Origin of the sequence: Cellulomonas sp. C5510 (genome assembly GCF_019797765.1) — a bacterium.
Classification (GTDB): Bacteria; Actinomycetota; Actinomycetes; order Actinomycetales; family Cellulomonadaceae; genus Cellulomonas.
This window is the reverse complement of record NZ_CP081862.1, coordinates 525,446-546,389: the sequence shown is the minus strand read 5'-3', so window position 1 is coordinate 546,389 and position 20,944 is coordinate 525,446. Positions and strand designations below refer to the sequence as shown.

The window sequence follows — 20,944 nt, the reverse complement described above, 5'->3', positions numbered from 1 at the left end:
GGGCGTTCCCGGGGCGGCGCGTCAGCCACCCACGGTGGGCAGCGACGGCTCCGGCAGCGGCGTCCAGTCGACGGCCGTCCCCCCGGCGGCCAGCGCCACGAGCACGCCGGCGGCCAGCAGCGCGACGACGACGACCGCCGCCGCCCCGCCGCGTCCGGGCGCCACCCCGGCGAGCAGCCGACGGGCGCCGTCGCGGGTGTCGCGGGCGTACGGCCCCGCCCACAGCGCGACCAGGGCCGCGACCGCCGCGACCGCGAGCAGGACGGGCACCGCGTCCGGCGCCGGCCCGTCGTCGCCCGCGCGCAGCGGGCCGGCCTCGAGCGTCCCCGTGCCGACCAGCCACCAGCCCACGCCGAGCACGATGACCACCACGCTCGCGGCGACGAGCAGCGACGGCAGACCGGTGACGAGCGCCCGCAGCAGGTGCCAGGGGCTCGACGCGACGGCCACGAGGGTGTCGCTGCGCCGGGCGCCCGCGCGCTCCCGCCGGCGGGCGACCGCGCGGGCCGCCGACCCGACGGTGCGCGCCAGCAGCAGCAGCGGCAGCAGCGCGACGAGCGTCCAGCCCGGGGCCAGCGCCGCGCCCGCGACGGCGAGCAGGCCGAGCGCGAGCAGCGTCCCGGCGCGACGCGGCGGCGCGGGGGCGGGCTGTGGGTCGACGTCCGGCCACGCGCCCGCCGGCCCGGCACCGTCGGGCCACGCACCGTCGGGCCACGCACCGTCAGGCCCCGCACCTCCCGGCCACGCGCCTCCCGGGGCGGCACCGTCGTGGCCCGCCGCACCCGGCCACGCCTGCTCCCCGGACGGCCCCGCGGCGGCGGGCGCGACGGACGGCGGCGCGAACGCCCGCGTCGCCCCGTCCCGCACCGGCGCCTCGGCGGGCGCGACGACCGCCGGCCGTCGGAGCGCGGCCACGCCTGCGTCGCGGCGGTCCCGGCCGGTCCCGCGGCGGCGGTGCCGGAGGGCAGCGCCTGCGTCGGGTCGGTCGGCGGGCCGGCGGGCCATGCGGCCGTCGCGGCGGTCCCCGTCGCCGGCAGCACCGCGGGCGGCACCGGCCCGGTCCCGGCCGCCTGCACGACCGTCGGCGTCGCGTCCGCGGCAGGGAAGGCCACCGTGCTGCCCGCGGCGGTCGCGGCGGGCGGCGGGGACGGCACGACCGTGCCGAGCGCGACGGTCGCCGCCTCAGGCGAGTACCGCTCCCCCCGCCGCTGCGCCTCCGCGAGCGCGGCGACCACCTCGTCCGGCTGCGCGCGGTCCGCGGGGTCGGCGGCGAGCGCGTCCCACAGCGCGCCGGCGGTGACGGGGCCGAGCCCCGCGAGGTCGGCGTCGCCCGACCGGGTGCGCACCAGCACGGCCTCCAGCGGCCGGGTGCCGAACGGCGCGCGCCCGGTCGCGGCGAAGGCGAGCAGCGCCGCCCACCCCCACCAGTCCGTCGCAGGCGTCGGCTCCGCCCCGTCCACGAGCTCCGGGGCCAGGTACCCGGGCGTGCCGACGACGAAGCCGGTCGACGTCACGCGGGTCTCGTCGACCGACTGCGCGATGCCGAAGTCGATGAGCACGGGGCCGTCCGGCGTGACGAGGACGTTGCTGGGCTTGAGGTCGCGGTGCACCACCCCGGCGGCGTGCACGGCCGCGAGCGCGTCCCGCAGCCCCTCGGCCAGCCGGTGCAGCGCGGCGGCGTCGAGCGGCCCCCGCCGGCGCACGCGCTCGCTGAGGTCCTCACCGGGCACCAGCTCCGTGACGAGGAACGCCTCCGTCGAGTCGGCCTCCGCGTCGAGCACCGCGGCGACCCCCGGGTGCCGCAGCCGCTGGAGGGCGAGCACCTCCCGCCGCAGCCGCTCGCGCGACGTCGGGTCGGCGCCGATGTGCGGGTGCAGCAGCTTCAGGGCGACCGGCGTACCCCCGCCGTCGACGGCCCGGTACACCGTGCCCATGCCCCCGGAGCCGAGCGGCGCGAGAATGGTGTACCCGCCGATCTCGGCGCCCGGTGCCAGGCCGATGCGCTCCATGCGGGCACGGTAGCCGCCGCCCCCGCGGCGCGCGGGGTCGGCACGCGGTGTCCCGGTGAAGCCGCCGCCGGGGGCCGTCACCTGTCGTCCGACGTTTCCCGGGCGGGACCGAGAAGGTCACGTTAGGGTCAGGTCGACACCAAGGAGCTGATGGATCCGTGACATCTGCTGGTTACGACCTGGTCGTCGTCGCGAACCGCCTGCCGGTGGACGTGACCCTGGACGACGACGGAAACCCGAGCTGGACGCGCTCCCCCGGCGGCCTCGTGACCGCCCTGGAGCCGGTGGTCCAGCGGTCCGACGGCGCGTGGGTGGGCTGGGGTGGCTCCGCCGACCTGGAGCTCGAGCCGTTCGACGCCGACGACATGCGCCTCGTGCCCGTGCAGCTCACCGAGGACGAGCTGCGCGACTACTACGAGGGCTTCTCGAACGACACGCTGTGGCCGCTGTACCACGACGTGATCCAGCCGCCGACGTTCCACCGGCAGTGGTGGGACGCGTACCAGCGGGTCAACCGCCGGTTCGCCGAGGCCGCGGCCGCCCAGGCGGCCCAGGGCGCGACGGTCTGGGTGCACGACTACCAGCTCCAGCTGGTGCCGGCGTACCTGCGGGAGCTGCGCCCGGACGTGCGGATCGGGTACTTCCACCACATCCCGTTCCCCCCGCTGGAGATCTTCGTCCAGCTCCCGTGGCGGCTCCAGGTCGTCGAGGGGCTGCTGGGCGCCGACCTCGTGGGCTTCCAGCGCGGCGGCGACGCGGCGAACTTCGTGCGGGCGGTGCGCCGCCTGACCGACCGGACCACCCGCGGGCAGATGATCACGCTCACCGGTCCGGACGGCCGCGTGCAGCGCCACGTGCGCGCCGCGTCGTTCCCGATCTCGATCGACTCGCGCGCGTTCGACCGGCTCGCCCGCACGCCCGAGGTGCAGCAGCGCGCGAAGGAGATCCGCACCGAGCTCGGCGACCCGAAGGTGCTGCTGCTCGGCGTCGACCGCCTGGACTACACGAAGGGCATCCGGCACCGCATCAAGGCGTTCGGCGAGCTGCTCGAGGACGGGCGCATGACGGTCCCGGACACCACCCTCGTCCAGGTCGCGTCGCCGAGCCGCGAGAACGTGGGCGCCTACCAGCAGCTCCGCGACGACGTCGAGGTGCTGGTCGGCCGGATCAACGGCGAGTTCGGCGAGTTCGGCCACCCGCCGATCCACTACATGCACCACTCCTACCCGATGGAGGAGATGGCGGCGCTCTACCTCGCGGCGGACGTCATGCTCGTGACCGCCCTGCGCGACGGCATGAACCTGGTCGCCAAGGAGTACATCGCGGCGCGCTCGGACGACCGCGGCGCCCTGGTGCTCAGCGAGTTCACCGGCGCCGCCGACGAGCTCGGCGGGGCGGCCATCCTCGTGAACCCCCACGACATCGCCGGCCTGAAGAACGCCATCCAGCACGCGGCGAACATCGACCCGCGCGAGGCGCGCAAGCGCATGCGGCGGCTCCGGCGCCGGGTGCTGGAGAACGACGTCGCCCACTGGTCGGACTCGTTCCTGTCCGTGCTGACGGCCGTGCCGGTGCGCGACCAGCACGTCTGAGGAGGACCCCGCGTGACCGACGACCTGCGCACCGCCCTGCTCGGGGCCGTACCCGACCCCGGTGGGCCGCCGCTGCTGCTCGCCCTCGACTTCGACGGCACCCTCGCGCCGCTCCAGGACGACCCCGAGCTCTCCCGGGTGCTGCCCGGGGCGGCAGCCGCGCTGCGCTCCCTGGCGGGCAGCCCCGAGCGGGTGCGGCTGGCGCTCGTCTCCGGGCGGGCGATGGTCGACCTGCACCGCCTCGCGGAGGTGCCCCCGGGCACCGTGCTGATCGGCAGCCACGGGGCCGAGCGGGCGCGCGTCACCGAGCACGGGCTGGACCGCGACGTCATCGCGCTGACCGACGAGCAGGCGGACCGGCTCGCGGCGCTCGGCGGCGAGCTCCAGGCGGTGGCCCGCGGCCGGGACGGCGTCTGGGTGGAGACCAAGCCCGCCGCGGCCGCCGTGCACACCCGGCTCGCCGACCCCGACGTCGCCGACCTGGCGGAGGCCGAGGCGCTGGCGGTCGGCGAGCGCCTCGGCTCCGTGACGCTGCACGGGAAGAAGGTGGTCGAGGTGTCCGTGCTCGACGCCGACAAGGGCGCGGCGCTCGCGGCCCTGCGCGACGAGCTGCACGCCGGCGCGGTCGTCTACGCCGGCGACGACGTGACGGACGAGCACGCCTTCCGGGCGCTGGGCCCGGCCGACGTGACGGTGAAGGTCGGCGAGGGGGCGACCACCGCCCGGTTCCGGGTCGCGGACCCCGAGGAGCTCGCGGCGCTGCTGTCCGGGCTCGCGGCGGCCGTGGCGGGCGCACCGGACGACCGCCCGGCGCCCGGCACCCGCGGGGCGGCGAGCGCCACCGGGGCGTAGGTTGCGGCCATGAGGGGCGACCGCGCCGCCATGCAGGACGTCGAGCTGGTCGACGTCGGCACCGGCGCGGACGCCCTGGCACCGCCGGCGGACGACCCCGCCGCCGAGGCCGAGCGCAGTCGACGGCTCGCCCGCCGGCGACGTCTGCTGCGCCGCTGGTGGCCGCTCCCGGTGGGTGTGCTGGCGGCGCTCGCGGGCACCCAGGCCGTGGTCGCCGCGCACGAGCAGTCCCACGTCGCTGCCCGGCAGCGCGTCGACGGCGTGCTGCGGTCCGTCTCCCCCGCCCTCGCACCGACCCGGCGGCTGTCGGACGACGTCGCGCCGGTGGTGTTCAGCGGGGTCGCCACCGAGGACGGGCTACGCGTCGGGCCCGCCCAGCCGACCTGGGAGGACCCCCGCGAGCTCATCGCGGTCGACGCGCAGGGCGAGACGGTCTGGCGCGCGTCGCTCGAGGCGCGGGCGACGACCGACGCGGCCCCCGGGCTGGGCGCGGAGTACCCGCTCTGCGCCGGCGACGCCGGCCCGGCCGCCGTGGTCGACTGCGTCGTGCTCGACCGGTCGGCGCTCGCGGTCGCCGCCGGTGACGACGGCGGGGTCGCCGGACCGCCGGAGTCCGGGCGGCTGATGTCCTTCGACGCCGGCACCGGCCACCCTCTCGGGTCGCGCCCCGTTCCGCCCGTCTCCGGCTGGGACGGTGACGGCTCGGTGCACGTGCTGGCGTCCGTGACCGGCTCGACGCTGGTCGTGACGGCCTGGGAGGCCGGTGACGCCCTGGACGGCGAGCCGCGCTGGCGCACCCGCGTCCCCGTCGACCCCGCCCTGCTGACCCGGGAGGCGCTGACCTACCCCCCGTCCGTCGACGTCGACCGGGGTCGCGTGATCGTGCAGGGCGCGCTGGGGGCGTGGGTCCTGTCCGCCGGCGACGGCGAGCTGGAGAGCGCGGGCTCGCAGCTCCTCCACCTGACGCGCTCCGGTCACCTGACCGCGCCCGGCTACCCGGTGCGGGTGCTCGACGGCGGGGGCGGCACCGTCGCGACGCTGCCCGGCGCCCCGGTGACGCTGCTCGTGGACGACGGCAGCGAGGCGGAGGTCGAGCTCGTCGTCGCCGCCGGCGAGCACGGCCGGGAGCTCGTCGGCTACGACGTCGCCCGCGACCGGCCGCTGTGGACGCTCGCCCGGCCGATGTGGCTGGACACGGGCGTGGTGCTGCTCGAGGGCACGCTGTACGGGCAGGACCGCGGCTCGCTGTGGGCGGTGGACGTCGCCACGGGCCGCGAGGTGTGGCGGACGCCCGCGCCGCTGCTCACCGCGTACGGCGGGCTGCTCACCGACGGCCGCTCCGTGCTCGCGCTCGCCTCGACCCTCGAGGTGACCGCCGCCGGGACGCCGGTCGAGACGGCTGCGGGCCAGGACGCGGGCCCAGCTGCGGCATCCTCGCGCACGCTGCTGGCGTTCGACCTCGGCACCGGCGCCCTCGTGTGGGCCACGCGCCTGCCCGACTCCGTGCAGGGCGTGTGGGCCTGGCACGGCGACCTGCTCGGCTTCGGCCCGGAGGACGTGCTGGTCCTGAACTGATCAGGTCGCCGAGGGTGTGACCGACGTCCCACCGCCGCACGCAGGTGTGGTTTGATGTCCGTGGACCGAGGGGGGTCACCCGACCTCCCTCGAGCCGTGTCAGCGAAGACACACTGACACTCTTCACGACGGATCGTCCGGCACGTACCTGCCGGTGAAGGGACTGATCACGCATGGCTACGGTCACGTTCGACAAGGCCACCCGGGTGTACCCGGGCACCGAGCGCCCCGCGGTGGACGCGCTCGACCTCCACATCGAGGACGGCGAGTTCCTCGTCCTCGTCGGCCCCTCCGGCTGCGGCAAGTCGACCTCGCTCCGCATGCTCGCGGGCCTCGAGGACGTCAACGCCGGTCGCATCCTCATCGGCGACCGCGACGTCACCGACGTCCAGCCGAAGGACCGGGACATCGCGATGGTGTTCCAGAACTACGCGCTGTACCCGCACATGACGGTCGCGGACAACATGGGCTTCGCCCTCAAGATCGCCGGCACCCCCAAGGCCGAGATCCGCACCCGCGTCGAGGAGGCCGCCAAGATCCTCGACCTCACCCAGTACCTCGACCGCAAGCCGAAGGCGCTCTCCGGCGGTCAGCGTCAGCGCGTCGCCATGGGCCGCGCGATCGTGCGCCAGCCGCGCGTGTTCCTCATGGACGAGCCGCTGTCGAACCTCGACGCCAAGCTCCGCGTCCAGACGCGCACCCAGATCGCCTCGCTGCAGCGCCGCCTGGGCGTCACCACGGTCTACGTCACCCACGACCAGACCGAGGCGCTCACCATGGGCGACCGCATCGCGGTGCTCAAGGACGGCCTCCTGCAGCAGGTCGGCACGCCGCGCGACATGTACGACACCCCGGCCAACGTGTTCGTCGCCGGCTTCATCGGGTCCCCGGCCATGAACATCGGCACGTTCCCGATCGTCGACGGCGTCGCCACGGTCGGCTCGGCCGGCATCGCCGTGCCGCGCACCGCGCTCGACACCCTGGCCGCGGACGACAACAACAGCATCACGATCGGCTTCCGCCCGGAGTCGCTCGACGTCGTCCCCGAGGGCACGCCCGACGCGCTGCCGGTGGTCGTGAACATCGTCGAGGAGCTCGGCTCCGACGCGTTCGTGTACGGCTCGCTGGTCGGCGAGACCGGCGCGGCCGAGGTCCACTCGGGCGCCGGCGACGCGCAGGTCATCGTGCGCGTCGACCCCCGCCAGGTCCCCGCCAAGGGCGAGAAGATCTGGGTCCGCATCCGCACCGGCGAGCAGCACCTGTTCCACGCCGGCTCGGGCGAGCGCATCGCCGTCTGACGCACGACATCTCCACCTCGGAGGGGCGGGGCCGGCACACCACCGGCCCCGCCCCTTCGTCGTCGGATGGGAGAATCGACCCCATGACCCCTCGCACGCGCCTGCAGATCACCGCGGCCGCGCCGGACCCCGCCCTGCTCGACCTCCCGTGGGACGTCCCGCTGGCGGACTGGCCCGCGGACCAGCTCGCCGCGCTGCCCCGAGGCATCTCCCGGCACACGGTGCGGTTCGCCCGGTTGTCCGGACGCGTCATCGCGATCAAGGAGATCGGCGAGACGGTCGCGTACCGCGAGTACGAGCTGCTGCGCCAGCTCGGCCGCCTCGATGTGCCGAGCGTCGAGCCGGTCGGCGTCATCACCGGTCGCACCTCCCCCGACGGCGAGCCGCTCGAGGCCGTGCTCATCACGAAGCACCTGCGGTTCTCGCTGCCCTACCGCGCGCTGTTCAGCCAGTCGCTGCGCCCCGACACCGCGACCCGGCTCATCGACGCCCTCGCGGTGCTGCTCGTCCGGCTGCACCTCGCGGGTTTCTACTGGGGCGACGTGTCCCTGTCGAACACGCTGTTCCGGCGCGACGCCGAGACGTTCGCCGCGTACCTCGTCGACGCCGAGACCGGCGACCTGCACGACAGCCTGACCGACGGCCAGCGGGGGTACGACCTGGAGGTCGCGCGCGTCAACATCATCGGCGAGCTCATGGACCTGCAGGCGGGCGAGTTCCTCGAGGAAGAGGTCGACGCGGTCGCGATCGGCGACATGCTCGCGGAGCGCTACACCGAGCTCTGGACGGCCCTGACCAGCTCCGAGTGGTTCGGGCTCGACGAGCGGTGGCGCGTGCAGGCGCGCATCGAACGGCTCAACGACCTGGGCTTCGACGTCGGCGAGCTCGACATCACCACCGACATCGACGGCACGTCCGTGCGCATCCAGCCGAAGGTCGTCGACGCCGGCCACCACTCCCGGCGGCTCATGCGGCTCACCGGCCTGGACGTCCAGGAGAACCAGGCCCGCCGCCTGCTCAACGACCTGGACCAGTTCCGCGCCGCGACCGACCGGCAGAACGACGACGAGACGTTCGTCGCCCACGACTGGCTGACGGAGGTCTTCGAGCCCGCCGTCCGGGCCGTGCCGCGCGCCCTGCGCCCCAAGCTCGAGCCCGCGCAGATCTACCACGAGCTGCTCGACCACCGGTGGTTCCTGTCCGAGCAGGAGCGGCGGGACGTGCCGATGCAGGAGGCCGTGCGGTCCTACATCGCGACGATCCTGCCGAACCGGCCGGACGAGGAGGCCGTGCTCGGCGTCTCCCCCGCCGACCTGCGCGAGGACACGGACGTCATCCCGGTCGTCCGGGACTGACGCACCGGCGCGCCGCCCCCGCCTCCGGGCGGGTCAGAGGTCCAGGCGCTCGTTCTGGCCCTCCAGGCGCTCGCCGCGGGCCTTCGCCCGGACGAAGCTGAGCAGCGTCGCGAGCCGCCCGCCCGGCGCGTCCCAGTACTCGGCGGACTCCGCCCGCACCCGGAGCAGCACCGCCTCCTCCGACTCCGGGCCCTGGGGGAGCCACGCCTCGACGCCGGCGCTCCACAGCTCGCGCTTCTTCTCGACGTCGTCGACCAGCTCCGCGGTCCCGGCGACGGAGACCCAGGTGGCGCCGGACCCGACCGCGACGTTCACCCGCGGCTCGAACGCGACGTGCGCGAGCTTGCGCGACCCGCGCTCCGCGAAGAACCACAGGTCCCCGTCGAACTCGACCTCCTGCAGCGCCATGGGGCGCGCGACGAGGGTCCCGTCGGGCGCGAGCGTGGTCAGCACGCCCAGGCGCTGCTCGCGCAGCAAGTCGGCGACGGTCCGGACGGCGGTGTCGTGGTCGGTCATGCCTCCATCGTCCGTCGCGGGCGGCCGGGTCGCACGCCAGGGCGGCGCGCGGGGCCGCCGGGCGGGACCGGCGCGCGGCGGGACCCGCGCGCCGGCCGGGCGTCAGGACGCGCGGTGCCGGGCGACCTCGTACAGCGCGATGCCGGCCGCGACGCCGGCGTTGAGCGACTCGACCTCCGAGGCGATCGGGATGGAGGCGATCGCGTCGCAGTGCTCGCGCACCAGCCGCGACAGGCCCTTGCCCTCGGACCCCACGACGAGCACGAGCGGGTCGGTGGCGTACGGGAGGTCGCCCATCGCGACGTCGCCGCCGCCGTCGAGGCCGACCACGAAGCAGCCCGCCTCGTGCAGCCGCTCCAGCGCCCGCACCAGGTTGGTGGCCCGCGCCACCGGGACGCGGGCGGCGGCGCCGGCGGAGACCTTCCACGCGGACGCCGTCACACCGGCCGAGCGGCGCTCGGGCACCAGCACGCCGTGCGCGCCGAAGGCGCCCGCGGAGCGCAGGACCGCTCCGAGGTTGCGGGGGTCGGTGACTCCGTCGAGCGCGACGATCAGCGGGGCACGGTCGCTCGCCGCCGCGACGTCGAGCAGGTCCTCCACGTCGCCGTAGTCGTACGGCGGTACCTGCACGGCCACGCCCTGGTGCACGGCCCCGTCGGTCATGCGGTCGAGCTCCGGCTTCGTGACCTCGAGCAGCGGGTAGCCCTCGTCGGCGGCGGTCCGGAGGATCTCCCGCGTGCGGTCGTCGCCCTCGAGCCGGGTCGCGACGTACACGGCGGACACGGGGATGCCGGCACGCAGGGCCTCGACGACGGAGTTCCGCCCCGCGACGACCTCGGTGACGGACCCGCTGCGGTTGCGCCCCCCTCCGGAGCCGCCGCGGCCGGTCGGCCGGCCCGCCCGCCCGGCGGCGGACTGACGCCGCTCGGCCGCGGCCTTCCGCTTCGCCGCCGGGTGGTACTCGCGCTCCTCGGCCTTCGGTGTCGGGCCGCGGCCCTCGAGCGCGCGACGGCGCTGGCCGCCCGATCCGACGGTCGCGCCCTTCTTGGAACCCGCCTTGCGGGTCGCGCCTCGGCGCTGGGAGTTGCCGGCCATCAGTCCTCGTCCTCGGTGGTGGGGCGCGCGGCCAGGGACCAGCGCGCGCCGGTGGCGGAGTCCTCGACGGCCACCCCGGCGGCCGCGAGTCGGTCACGGATCGCGTCGGCGGTCGCCCAGTCCCGGGCGGCACGCGCGGCGGCGCGGGCGTCCAGCTCGGCGCGCACGAGCGCGTCCAGGGCGGCCGCGTGGCGGTCGTCGGTGGTGCCGGCGGCCCACTGCGGGCTCGCCGGGTCGAGCCCGAGCACGTCGAGCATCGCCCGGACGGAGACCAGCTCCGCGCGGACCGCCACGTCGTCCCCGGAGGCGAGCGCGGTGTTGCCGGCCCGCAGGTGCTCGTGCACCACCGCGAGCGCGGCGGGCACGTTGAGGTCGTCGTCGAGCGCGGCCGCGAACGGGGCGGGGAGCTCCGCGGCGGCGAGCTCGGCGGCGGTGACCTCGCCCGGGACACGCTCGGCAGCACGCTCCACGAAGCCGGCGAGCCGGTCCCACGTGGCTTCCGACTCGACGAGCGTGTCGGCGGTCCACTCCAGCATCGAGCGGTACTGCACCGCGGTGAGCGCATACCGGACGACGGCCGGGCGCACCGTCTCCAGCAGCACGTCGACCAGCAGCCCGTTGCCGAGCGACTTGCTCATCTTCGCGCCCGACTGCGTCACCCAGCCGTTGTGCAGCCAGTACCGGGCGAACCCGTAGCCGGCCGCGCGGGACTGCGCCTGCTCGTTCTCGTGGTGCGGGAACCGCAGGTCCAGGCCGCCGCCGTGGATGTCGAACGTGTCGCCGAGGTAGCGCTGCGCCATCGCGGAGCACTCGAGGTGCCAGCCGGGGCGGCCGCGACCGAACGGGGTGTCCCAGGCGGCCGTGGCGGGCTCGCCGGGCTTCGACGCCTTCCAGAGCGCGAAGTCGTGCGGGTCGCGCTTGTCGTCCGCCCTGCCGTCGGGGGCCGGCGCCATGTCGTCGAGCCGCTGGCTGGTCAGCGAGCCGTAGTCGGCGTAGGAGCGCACGTCGAAGTACACGTCCCCCTCGGCCGCGACGTACGCGTGGCCGGTGTCGACCAGTCGCTGCATGAGCGCGACCATCGCCGGCACGTGCCCGGTCGCGCGCGGCTCGTACGTCGGGGGCAGCACACCGAGCGCGTCGTACGCCGCGGTGAACGCGCGCTCGTTCTGCATCGCCCACGCCCACCACGGGACACCGGCCTCCGCGGAGCGGGCCAGGATCTTGTCGTCGATGTCGGTGACGTTGCGCACGAGCGTGACGTCGTGGCCGGTGCGCCGCAGCCACCGGACCAGCACGTCGAACGCCACCGCGGAGCGGACGTGCCCGATGTGCGGCGGTGCCTGCACGGTCGCGCCGCACAGGTAGATGCCGACCCGGCCCGGTACCACGGGGACGAAGTCGCGCACCTCGCGGGTGGCGGTGTCGAACAGGCGCAGGCTCACGAGGGTCAAGGCTACCGGGGGCCGGTGCCGGCGGCGGTGCCGGCCGGTGACCCGGACCGGGCGCGCGACTCGCGCGCGGGCTCCGGGTGCCGACCGATCGACCGCGCGGTCAGCCGCGCGCCCGCGTGGCGTCAGGCGCGCGGGGCCACCAGGGCGGTCGCGATCGCGGCGACGCCCTCCCCCCGGCCGGTGAGCCCGAGACCGTCGGTGGTCGTCGCCGACACCGACACCGGTGCCCCGGCAGCGGCGGACAGCACGGCCTCCGCCTCGGCGCGCCGGGGGCCGAGGCGCGGCCTGGTGCCGATCACCTGGACGGCGACGTTGCCGATCTCGAACCCCGCCTCGCGGACCAGCCGTGCGGCCTCGGCGAGCAGGGAGGTCCCCGCCGCTCCCGCCCACTCGGGCCGCGACGTCCCGAACACCGAGCCGAGGTCACCCACCGCGGCGGCGGACAGCAGCGCGTCCGCGGCGGCGTGCGCGGCGACGTCGGCGTCGGAGTGCCCCGCGAGCGGGCGTTCGCCGGGCCAGGCCAGGCCCGCGAGGTGCAGGACCGCGCCGGGAGCCGGGTCGGGGTCGTAGCCGTGGACGTCCACGCCGACGCCGGTGCGCGGCAGCCCGCTCACGCCGGCACCTCGGCGCGCGCGAGCAGCTCCGCGACCGCCAGGTCCCGCGGCGTCGTGATCTTGGCGGCGGACTCGTCGCCGGGAACGACCCACACCTGCTCGCCGAGCGCCTCGACGAGGGCGGCGTCGTCGGTCGCCGCGGTGGCCTCGTCCGTGGCCCGGTGCGCCCCGGCGGCGTGTGCCGCGTCGAGCAGCGTCCGGTCGAACCCCTGCGGGGTCTGCACCGCACGCAGCGCGGCTCGCTCGACCGTCGCGACGACGGGCGCGGCGCCGTCGCGGGACTCGCCGACCTGCTTGACCGTGTCCGTCACGGGCAGCCCCGGGACGACCGCCGGGTGCCCCGCCCGGACGGCACGCTCCACGGACCGGACCAGCGCGGGTGAGGCGAGCGCACGAGCCGCGTCGTGCACGAGCACCACGTCGGCCTCGGGCGGCACAGCGGCGAGCCCGACGGCCACGGAGGCCTGCCGGGACGCCGCCTGCCCCTCGACGAGGACGACGGGCACACCCACGTCGCCGAGCGCGGCCCGGAACGCGTCGGTGCACCCGGGCGGCACGGTCACCACCACGGACGCGATCACGCCCGACGCCGCCAGCCGGTGCGCGGCGTGCCGCACGAGCGGGGCCCCGCCGACCTCGGCCAGCGCCTTGGGCCCGGGCAGCCCGAGGCGCGTCCCGCTGCCGGCGGCGGTGAGGATCGCGGCGGTCGACATGCGCGCGTGGTCAGCGCGGGGTCAGGACGCGAGCACCTCGTCGAGGATGGCCTCGGCCTTCTCCTCCTCGGTGTGCTCGGCGAGCGCGAGCTCCGAGACGAGGATCTGCCGGGCCTTCGCGAGCATGCGCTTCTCGCCCGCGGACAGCCCGCGGTCGGCGTCCCGGCGGGACAGGTCGCGCACGACCTCGGCGACCTTGATGACGTCGCCGGACGCCAGCTTCTCCAGGTTCGCCTTGTAGCGGCGGGACCAGTTGGTCGGCTCCTCCGTGTACGGGGCGCGCAGCACCTCGAACACCCGGTCCAGGCCCTCCTGGCCCACGACGTCACGCACACCCACGAGGTCGACGTTCTCCGCCGGCACCTCGATGGTCAGGTCACCCTGGGCGACCTTCAGCTTGAGGTAGATCTTGTCCTCGCCGCGGATGGTCCTGGTCTTGATCTCCTCGATCAGCGCTGCACCGTGGTGCGGGTAGACAACAGTCTCCCCAACAGTGAAAGTCATCTGCAGGTGTCCCCTTTCGCGGAAGCCCAGTCTATCACGCGGACTCGGGGGGACTTGGTGGAGATCTCCGACGTTTGCGCAGGTCAGAGCGTTGCCGACCTCGTCAGGGGTCCGACACGCCGGGCGCAGCGCGCGCATCCGCGCCCGGTCGTGGCTAGTCTCCGACCAGGCCTCTACCGCGCTCACGAGCCCTGTGACCTGCGGCGACGGCCGCCCGCCGCCCGTCGGGCCGGCTCCTCGCACGGGAGCCCCGGCCGACCGCCCTGCCGACTCCCCCCGGCGGCGGGGTCGTGCGGACCCGCACCCCGCCCACGTAGGCTCAGCACCGCACGCCCCCGCGTGCGCCCGAGCGTCCGCGCACCGCAGCGCGCCCCCGTCGTCCCGACACCCGAGGAGTCACCGTGGCCCGCAGCCGCACGTCCACCCGTCCCGTCCTCGCCGGCGCGGTCGTCGTCCTGGCGGCCGCCCTGACCGGGTGCTCCGCCACCAACGAGATCACGTCGATGGACGCGTACTCGGCGTCCGACGGCGTGCGGGCGACGCTCGGCACCGTGACCGCGGAGAACCTCCTGCTGGTGGCCGCCGACGCCGACGCCCCGGGCGCCCTGCAGGGAGCGCTGTCGAACCGCGGCGACGACGGTGTGACGGTGACGGTCGCCCTCGGCGAGGAGAGCGCCCGCGTGTGGCTGCCCGCCGGCGACACCGTCCTGCTCGGAGGCTCCGACGGGGACGAGGTCGTGCTCACGACGCCCGCGGCGCCCGGCGCGGTCGCCGACGTGACCCTCAGCACCGGCACCGACGGCGAGGTCGGCGTCCCCGTGCCCGTGCTCGACGGCACGCTCCCGGAGTACGCCGACCTCGTGCCGGCGGCCGACGGCGGCACCGGCGCCTGAGGGCCCGCGGGGACGGCGCCCAGGACCACCCCGCCGGCCCCACCGGTCCCCGTCGCACGCGGACGCGGGTGCGCCACAGCAGACGACAGCAGCCCCCGCCCGGTGACCGGGCGGGGGCTGCTGTCGCCCGGGGACGGCCCGTCAGCCGAAGCGGCCCGAGATGTAGTCCTCGGTCGCCTGCTCCTTCGGGGACGAGAACATCGTCGCGGTGTCGTCGATCTCGATCAGCCGCCCCGGCTGGCCCGTGCCCGCGATGTTGAAGAACGCCGTCTTCTCGGACACGCGCGCCGCCTGCTGCATGTTGTGCGTGACGATCACGATCGTGTACTGCGACTTCAGCTCCGCGATGAGGTCCTCGATCGCGAGCGTCGAGATGGGGTCGAGCGCCGAGCACGGCTCGTCCATGAGCAGCACCTGCGGCTTCACCGCGATGGCCCGCGCGATGCACAGCCGCTGCTGCTGACCGCCGGACAGGCCGGAGCCGGGCCGGTCGAGGCGGTCCTTCACCTCGTTCCAGAGGTTCGCCCCGCGCAGGGACTGCTCGACGAGGTCGTTCGCGTCCCCCTTCGAGATCCGGCGGTTGTTCAGGCGGATGCCCGCGAGCACGTTCTCGGCGATCGACATGGTCGGGAACGGGTTCGGACGCTGGAACACCATGCCGACCTGGCGGCGGACCGCCACCGGGTCGATGTCCGAGCCGTACAGGTCGACCCCCTCGACGGCGACGGTGCCCTCGACGCGGGCGCCGGGGATCACCTCGTGCATCCGGTTCAGGGTGCGCAGGAACGTCGACTTGCCGCAGCCGGACGGGCCGATGAACGCGGTGACCGAACGGGGCTCGATGGTCATGTCCACGTCGGCCACGGCGCGGAACGAGCCGTAGAAGATGTTCAGGTTCTTGACGTCGATGCGCTGGGCCATCGGTCGTCTCCTTGCCGGGTCAGAAGGGGAGGTCGGGGAGGTCAGCGGGCCTTCGGTGCGAACCAGCGGTTGACGAGGCGTCCCACGAGGTTCAGCAGCATGACGATGAGGAACAGGGTGAGGGCCGCCGCCCACGCCCGCTGGAGGGTGATGTCGGGGACGCACGCCAGGTCGTCGGCGGAGCACGGCACGAGGCCCTGGGCGTACTGCCGGTACACGTAGACGGGCAGCGTCATCATGCGGCCGTCGAACAGGTTGGTGTTGATGGAGTCGACGACGCCGACGGTGAGCAGCAGCGGCGCGGTCTCGCCGATGACGCGGGCGATCGCCAGCATGACGCCGGTGGTGAGGCCCGCGACGGAGGTCCGCAGCACGACCTTGATGATCGTGAGCCAGCGCGGCACGCCCAGGGCCAGCGACGCCTCGCGCAGCTCGTTCGGCACGAGCCGGAGCATCTCCTCGCTGGAGCGGATGACCACGGGGATCATCAGCACCGACAGCGCGACGGAGCCGACGAGGCCCATCCGCACGCCGGGCCCGAAGATGAGCGCGAACAGGGCGTAGGCGAACAGGCCGGCGACGATCGACGGGATGCCGGTCATGACGTCGACGAGGAACGTGATGAGCCGGGCCAGGGCGCCGCGCCCGTACTCGACGAGGTAGATCGCGGCGAGCAGGCCGATCGGCACGGAGATGAGCGTCGCGAACAACGTGATCAGCAGGGTGCCGACGATCGCGTGGTAGATGCCGCCCGCGTCCATGCCGCCGTAGACGCCGCGCATGGAGTACAGGAGGAAGTCGGCGTTCATCCGGCCGATGCCGCGGGACACCACGGTCCACGTCAGCGAGACGAGCGGCAGCATCGCGAGCAGGAACGCCGCGGTGACCAGGACGCGCATGACGACGTCGGTGCGCCGGCGGCGCCGGTCGGTGGTCTGCAGCAGCTCGCGCAGCGTGGCGGAGCCGTCCGCCGCCGGGCCGGCGGGTGCCGCGGGGGTGGTGGCGGTCATGTCAGTTGGCCCCCGAGAAGTCCTTGCGCCGCGCGACGATCGCGCGGGCGGCCATGTTCACGGCCAGGGTGATGACGAACAGCGCCAGGCCGGTCGCGATGAGCGTGGCGACGCCGGTCTGGTTCGCCTCCGGGAACTGGGCGGCGATGTTCGCGGCGATGGTCTGCTGCTGGCCCGCGGCGAGCAGCTGGAACGAGTAGAGGAACCCCGGCGACAGGATCATCAGCACGGCCATGGTCTCGCCGAGCGCGCGGCCCAGGCCGAGCATGGCGGCGGACACGATGCCGGAGCGCGCGAACGGCAGCACGGCCATCCGCACCATCTCCCACTGCGTCGCACCGAGGGCCAGGGCGGCCTCCTCGTGCAGGCGCGGCGTCTGCAGGAACACCTCGCGGCAGATCGCCGTGATGATCGGCAGGATCATCACCGCCAGCACCACGCCGACCGTCATCATCACGCGGCCCGTCGGGGAGACGGCACCGGCGAAGAACGGGATCCAGCCGAGGTACTCCCCCAGGAACGCCCACAGCGGCTGCACCAGCGGGCTGAGCACGAGCCCGCCCCACAGGCCGTAGACGACCGACGGGATGGCGGCCAGCAGGTCGACCACGTAGCCGAGGGCGGTCGCGAGACGCCGCGGGGCGTAGTGCGAGATGAACAGCGCGATGCCGATCGCGACCGGCGTCGCCAGCAGCAGGGCGAGAGCCGCGGCGAGCAGCGAGCCGAAGACCAGCGGCCCCACGAAGCCGAGCAGGGACGTGTCCTCCGGGAACCAGCTCACCGTGTCCGCGAGGTCGGCCGGGTCCGCGCTGAGGGCGGGCCACGCCCGCTGGACGAGGAACACGGCGACGGCGGCGAGGATCACGAGGATCAGGACGCCGGCCCCGGTGGCGAGCCACCGGAACACACGGCTGCCGCCACGGTCCGCGGGGCGGTTGCGCCCGCGGCGGGCGGCGGCAGCGGCCGGGTCCGTGTCCGGCCGAGGGGTCCCCGTGCGGGGCTGGGTGCTGGTCACACTGTCTCCAGGGGGAGGGGGAGGAGCGGGCCTTCGCGCCGAGGGCCGGCCCACAGGTGTGGACCGGCCACGGAAGGGACCGGCGGCCGGGTCGCGGCCGCCGGTCCCTTCCGGCTCAGGACGCCAGGCTGATCGCGTCGATCGAGGCCTGGACGTCGGCGCGCAGCGTGTCGGAGATCGGCGCGGACCCCGCGGCGGACTCGGAGGCCGACTGGCCCTCCGCGCTGGCGACGTAGGTGGCGAACGCCTTGACCAGGTCGACGTCCTCCTGGGTGTCGTACGCCTGGCAGACGACCAGGTACGAGGCGAGGATCAGCGGGTAGGCACCCTCGGCGGTCGTCTCGCGGTCGATCGCGATGACGATGTCGCCGTCCTCGCGGGTCTCGTCACGCGGCGAGACGTCGAGCGCGGCCGCGGCGGCCTCCTCGGTCGGCGCGACGAAGGAGTCGCCGACGCCGAGCGAGACGATGCCGAGGTCGCCGGCCTTCGAGGCGTCGGCGTAGCCGATGGTGCCCTCGCCGCCCTGGACGGCCTGGATCAGGCCGGAGGTCTGCGCGCCCGACTCGCCGCCGTCGATCGGCCAGTCACCGGAGGGCTCCTCGGTCCAGGCGTCGTTCGAGGCGGCCGCCAGGTACTCGGTGAAGTTCTCGGTGGTGCCCGACTCGTCGGAGCGGTGCACCGGCGTGATGGCGGTGCTCGGCAGCGTGACGTCCGGGTTCGCCTCGGCGATCTCCGGCGCGTCCCACGTCGTGATGGTGCCGTTGAAGATGTTGGCGATGGTCTCCGCCGACAGGTTCAGCGTGTCGACGCCCTCGAGGTTGAAGACCACGGCGATCGGGGAGATGTAGACCGGCAGGTCCACGGCGTTCGCGCCGAAGCAGCGGTCCTTCGCCTGCGCCAGCTCCTCCTCGTCCAGCGCGGCGTCCGAGCCGGCGAACGTGACGGAGCCGTCGAGGAAGGACGTGCGGCCGCCGCCGGAGCCGACGGGGTCGTACGAGACGGTGACGTCGGGGTTCGCGCTCTGGAAACCGGCACGCCAGGCCTCCATGGCGGACTCCTGCGACGAGGCGCCCGCACCGACGAGCTCGCCGGACAGCGAGGTCTCGGAGCCGGTGTCGGTGCCGTCGGTCGAGCCGGAGCCGGTCGGGTCGTCCGAACCACATGCCGTGAGGGAGAGGGCGACGACGCCGGCGAGGGCGAGGGCACCCGTACGACCGCGGTTGAGCTTCACGTTGTTCCGTCCTGTCGTGACGCGGCGCGCACCCGTCTGTGCGCGACCTGACGCCGACGCTAAGGAGCGGAGGTGACCAGCCCTCCGTCGCCCGGTGAACCCCAGGTGAACGACCGGCCAATCCTGGCGGCGCCCGCCGCGGCGCCCCCGGCGGCGGCTACGCGGGCTCGTCGTCGAGCAGCTTGTAGCCGAGGCCGCGGACCGTCACGAGCAGCGTGGGGTTCGCGGGGTCCGGCTCGATCTTCGCACGCACCCGCTTCACGTGGACGTCGAGGGTCTTGGTGTCCCCCACGTAGTCCGTGCCCCACACGCGGTCGATGAGCTGCCCCCGGGTGAGGACCCGGCCGGCGTTGCGCAGCAGCAGCTCGAGCAGCTCGAACTCCTTCAGCGGGAACGCGACGGTGCGGTCGCCGACCGTGACGGTGTGCCGCTCGACGTCCATGCGCACCGGACCCGCCGCCAGCACGCCCTCGTCCTCGTCGTCGTCCACGGCGGGCGTCACGGCCGCCGGTGCCTGGCGCCGGCGCAGCACCGCGCGCACGCGGGCCAGGAGCTCGCGCGACGAGTACGGCTTCGTGACGTAGTCGTCCGCCCCGAGCTCCAGGCCGACGACCTTGTCGATCTCGCCGTCCTTCGCGGTCAGCATGATCACCGGCACGTCGCTGCGCGCCCGGAGCTGGCGGCAGACCTCCGTGCCGGACAGCCCCGGGAGCATGAGGTCGAGCAGGACGAGGTCCGCGCCCTCGGCGTCGAACGCGGCCAGGGCGTCCGGGCCGGTCGCGGCGGTGGTGACCTCGAAGCCCTCGCGGCCCAGCAGGTACGCCAGCGGGTCGCGGTACGACTCCTCGTCCTCGACGAGCAGGATGCGGGTCACGGGGTCAGTCCTCCGGGGTGGGGTCGGCGGGCCGGGCGGGGCCGTCCGCGCGGGCGGGCACGGTCAGGGGGGGGGGGGCCGGGCCGGGCCCCGGGGCCGCCGGGGTGGACGAGGCCGCCGGGGTGGACGCGGCGGGCGGCGCGGTCTCGCCCGCGGGCGCGCCGGGCTCCGTCACGGCGGTGTCCGGCGCGGCAGGCTCCGCACCGTCCGGGCGCGCGGCCTCGGGCAGCCGCAGCGTGAAGGTCGACCCGCGGCCCGGCTGCGACCACACCTGCACGTCGCCGCCGTGGTCCGCCGCGACGTGCTTGACGATCGACAGGCCCAGGCCGGTGCCCCCGGTGTCGCGGCTGCGCGCCGGGTCCACGCGGTAGAACCGCTCGAACACGCGCTCCTGCTCCTCGGCGGAGATGCCGATGCCCTGGTCCACGACGGCGATCTCGACGAGGCCGTCGCACGTCCGCACGCCGACGCCGACGTGGGTGCCCGCCGGGGAGTACGACACGGCGTTGTCGAGGAGGTTCCGCACGGCCTGGACCAGCATCGTGTGGTCGCCGAACACCTGCGCGCCCGTCTCGCCACCGACGTCGAACGCCATCTCCTTGGCCGCCGCGCCGGTCCGCGCACGGTCCACGGCCTCCGCCACGACCCCGTCGACGTCCACCACGGCGATGTCCTGCAGCGCGCCGGCCACCTGCAGCCGCGACAGCTCGAGGATCTCGTGCACCAACGCGGACAGCCGGGCGGACTCCCCGACCATGCGGCCCGCGAACCGCCGGACCGCCACCGGGTCGTCCGCGGCGTCCTGCACCGTCTCGGCGAGCAGCGACAGGGCACCCACCGGGGTCTTCAGCTCGTGGGACACGTTCACCACGAAGTCGCGGCGGATCGCCTCCAGCCGCCGGGCCTGCGTCCGGTCCTCCGCCAGCACCAGCAGCAGCCCCGGACCGACCTGCGCGACCCGCACCTGCAGCATCAGCGTCCCCGGGCCGAGCGGCCCCCGGGGCAGCTCCAGCTCCTCGTCCCGGATGACGCCGGTCCGCCGCACGTCCGCGATGAGGTCCCGCACTGCGGGGTGCACCACGGCGCCGTCCCGCACGACGTTCAGCGCGTACGCGGGCGGGCTCGCGCGCACCACCCGGTCGTCGTCGTCGAGCACCACCGCCGCTGACCGCAGCACGGCCAGCACCCGTACCAGGCCGTCGTCGAGCTCGCGCTCCGGCGGCTCGGGCAGCGTGTGCTGCGCGCGCTCGCTCCACCGGAACGCCAGCGTCGCGCCGATGCCCGTCACCAGGCCGAGCGCGCCGGCGAGCAGCACGACGAAGCCGTTGAGACCCTCCACGTCGTCAGCGTACGGTCGCCGCGGGGGTGCCACGGGCCGTCCGCGCCCCCGCCACGCCGCACCGCGTCCAGAGTTCACCGCCGTTCA

At 75.1% G+C, this 20,944-nt stretch carries 19 protein-coding genes and 1 pseudogene; 6 read left to right on the top strand and 14 right to left on the bottom strand.

Features of this window, described 5'->3' with window-relative positions:
* Positions 1 to 21 precede the first annotated feature (21 nt).
* A complete protein-coding gene (locus K5O09_RS19055; RefSeq protein ID WP_255596429.1) occupies positions 22 to 915 on the bottom strand; it encodes a hypothetical protein in 894 nt (297 codons plus the stop codon).
* A gap of 485 nt (positions 916 to 1,400) precedes the next feature.
* Positions 1,401 to 1,934: pseudogene (locus K5O09_RS19050) on the bottom strand (serine/threonine-protein kinase); the annotation flags it as partial.
* Positions 1,935 to 2,167: 233 nt separating this feature from the next.
* Here K5O09_RS19050 and K5O09_RS02480 point away from each other — a divergent pair.
* The 5 genes from K5O09_RS02480 (at position 2,168) to K5O09_RS02460 (ending at position 8,681) form a co-directional block, all read left to right on the top strand.
* Positions 2,168 to 3,601, top strand: coding sequence for a trehalose-6-phosphate synthase (locus K5O09_RS02480; RefSeq protein ID WP_222171295.1), 1,434 nt, complete (start codon positions 2,168 to 2,170; stop codon positions 3,599 to 3,601).
* A 12-nt stretch (positions 3,602 to 3,613) separates the two neighbouring features.
* Entirely contained in the window at positions 3,614 to 4,453 is an 840-nt protein-coding gene (otsB, locus tag K5O09_RS02475) for a trehalose-phosphatase (RefSeq protein WP_222171294.1), read from the top strand.
* Positions 4,454 to 4,462: 9 nt separating this feature from the next.
* Positions 4,463 to 6,028 (top strand): PQQ-binding-like beta-propeller repeat protein, encoded by a 1,566-nt coding sequence (locus K5O09_RS02470; protein WP_222171293.1) that lies wholly within the window; start codon positions 4,463 to 4,465, stop codon positions 6,026 to 6,028.
* Between the two features lie 173 nt (positions 6,029 to 6,201).
* Positions 6,202 to 7,326, top strand: coding sequence for an ABC transporter ATP-binding protein (locus K5O09_RS02465; RefSeq protein WP_222171292.1), 1,125 nt, complete (start codon positions 6,202 to 6,204; stop codon positions 7,324 to 7,326).
* A gap of 83 nt (positions 7,327 to 7,409) precedes the next feature.
* Entirely contained in the window at positions 7,410 to 8,681 is a 1,272-nt protein-coding gene (locus K5O09_RS02460; protein ID WP_222171291.1) for a DUF4032 domain-containing protein, read from the top strand.
* A 33-nt stretch (positions 8,682 to 8,714) separates the two neighbouring features.
* Here the strand turns inward: K5O09_RS02460 and K5O09_RS02455 are convergent, their stop codons facing one another.
* The 6 genes from K5O09_RS02455 to K5O09_RS02430 form a co-directional block, all read right to left on the bottom strand.
* Positions 8,715 to 9,197, bottom strand: a complete 483-nt coding sequence (locus tag K5O09_RS02455) for a pyridoxamine 5'-phosphate oxidase family protein (RefSeq protein WP_222171290.1) — start codon at positions 9,195 to 9,197, stop codon at positions 8,715 to 8,717.
* Positions 9,198 to 9,299: 102 nt separating this feature from the next.
* Positions 9,300 to 10,292 carry a 23S rRNA (guanosine(2251)-2'-O)-methyltransferase RlmB gene (gene rlmB / locus K5O09_RS02450; protein WP_222171289.1) on the bottom strand — a complete coding sequence of 331 codons (993 nt, stop codon included), beginning with the start codon at positions 10,290 to 10,292 and terminating at the stop codon, positions 9,300 to 9,302.
* Positions 10,292 to 11,734 carry a cysteine--tRNA ligase gene (gene cysS, locus K5O09_RS02445; RefSeq protein WP_222171288.1) on the bottom strand — a complete coding sequence of 481 codons (1,443 nt, stop codon included), beginning with the start codon at positions 11,732 to 11,734 and terminating at the stop codon, positions 10,292 to 10,294. The genes rlmB and cysS overlap by 1 nt, the downstream gene beginning before the upstream one ends.
* Positions 11,735 to 11,865: 131 nt before the next feature.
* On the bottom strand, positions 11,866 to 12,357 hold the full coding sequence (ispF, locus tag K5O09_RS02440) for a 2-C-methyl-D-erythritol 2,4-cyclodiphosphate synthase (protein WP_222171287.1): 492 nt from the start codon (positions 12,355 to 12,357) through the stop codon (positions 11,866 to 11,868).
* Complete coding sequence (gene ispD, locus K5O09_RS02435) at positions 12,354 to 13,070, bottom strand: 2-C-methyl-D-erythritol 4-phosphate cytidylyltransferase (RefSeq protein ID WP_222171286.1); 717 nt, start codon at positions 13,068 to 13,070, stop codon at positions 12,354 to 12,356. Before ispD ends, ispF begins: the two co-directional genes overlap by 4 nt.
* Before the next feature lie 21 nt (positions 13,071 to 13,091).
* The gene (locus K5O09_RS02430) at positions 13,092 to 13,574 is read right to left on the bottom strand and encodes a CarD family transcriptional regulator (RefSeq protein ID WP_013769765.1); all 483 of its coding nucleotides are present in this window, start codon (positions 13,572 to 13,574) and stop codon (positions 13,092 to 13,094) included.
* A 401-nt stretch (positions 13,575 to 13,975) separates the two neighbouring features.
* Between K5O09_RS02430 and K5O09_RS02425 the strand changes: the two genes are divergently transcribed.
* Positions 13,976 to 14,467, top strand: a complete 492-nt coding sequence (locus K5O09_RS02425; protein WP_222171285.1) for a hypothetical protein — start codon at positions 13,976 to 13,978, stop codon at positions 14,465 to 14,467.
* Between the two features lie 141 nt (positions 14,468 to 14,608).
* On the opposite strand, the gene pstB is transcribed toward K5O09_RS02425, so the two are convergent.
* The 6 genes from pstB to K5O09_RS02395 form a co-directional block, all read right to left on the bottom strand.
* Positions 14,609 to 15,388 (bottom strand): phosphate ABC transporter ATP-binding protein PstB, encoded by a 780-nt coding sequence (gene pstB / locus K5O09_RS02420; RefSeq protein WP_222171284.1) that lies wholly within the window; start codon positions 15,386 to 15,388, stop codon positions 14,609 to 14,611.
* A gap of 41 nt (positions 15,389 to 15,429) precedes the next feature.
* Complete coding sequence (pstA, locus tag K5O09_RS02415; RefSeq protein ID WP_222171283.1) at positions 15,430 to 16,398, bottom strand: phosphate ABC transporter permease PstA; 969 nt, start codon at positions 16,396 to 16,398, stop codon at positions 15,430 to 15,432.
* Between the two features lies 1 nt (position 16,399).
* Positions 16,400 to 17,413, bottom strand: coding sequence for a phosphate ABC transporter permease subunit PstC (gene pstC / locus K5O09_RS02410; protein WP_222171282.1), 1,014 nt, complete (start codon positions 17,411 to 17,413; stop codon positions 16,400 to 16,402).
* A 115-nt stretch (positions 17,414 to 17,528) separates the two neighbouring features.
* Positions 17,529 to 18,644 carry a phosphate ABC transporter substrate-binding protein PstS gene (gene pstS, locus K5O09_RS02405; RefSeq protein WP_222171281.1) on the bottom strand — a complete coding sequence of 372 codons (1,116 nt, stop codon included), beginning with the start codon at positions 18,642 to 18,644 and terminating at the stop codon, positions 17,529 to 17,531.
* Between the two features lie 157 nt (positions 18,645 to 18,801).
* Entirely contained in the window at positions 18,802 to 19,518 is a 717-nt protein-coding gene (locus K5O09_RS02400) for a response regulator transcription factor (RefSeq protein WP_222171280.1), read from the bottom strand.
* A 4-nt stretch (positions 19,519 to 19,522) separates the two neighbouring features.
* Positions 19,523 to 20,857, bottom strand: coding sequence for a cell wall metabolism sensor histidine kinase WalK (locus K5O09_RS02395; RefSeq protein ID WP_222171279.1), 1,335 nt, complete (start codon positions 20,855 to 20,857; stop codon positions 19,523 to 19,525).
* Positions 20,858 to 20,944 lie beyond the last annotated feature (87 nt).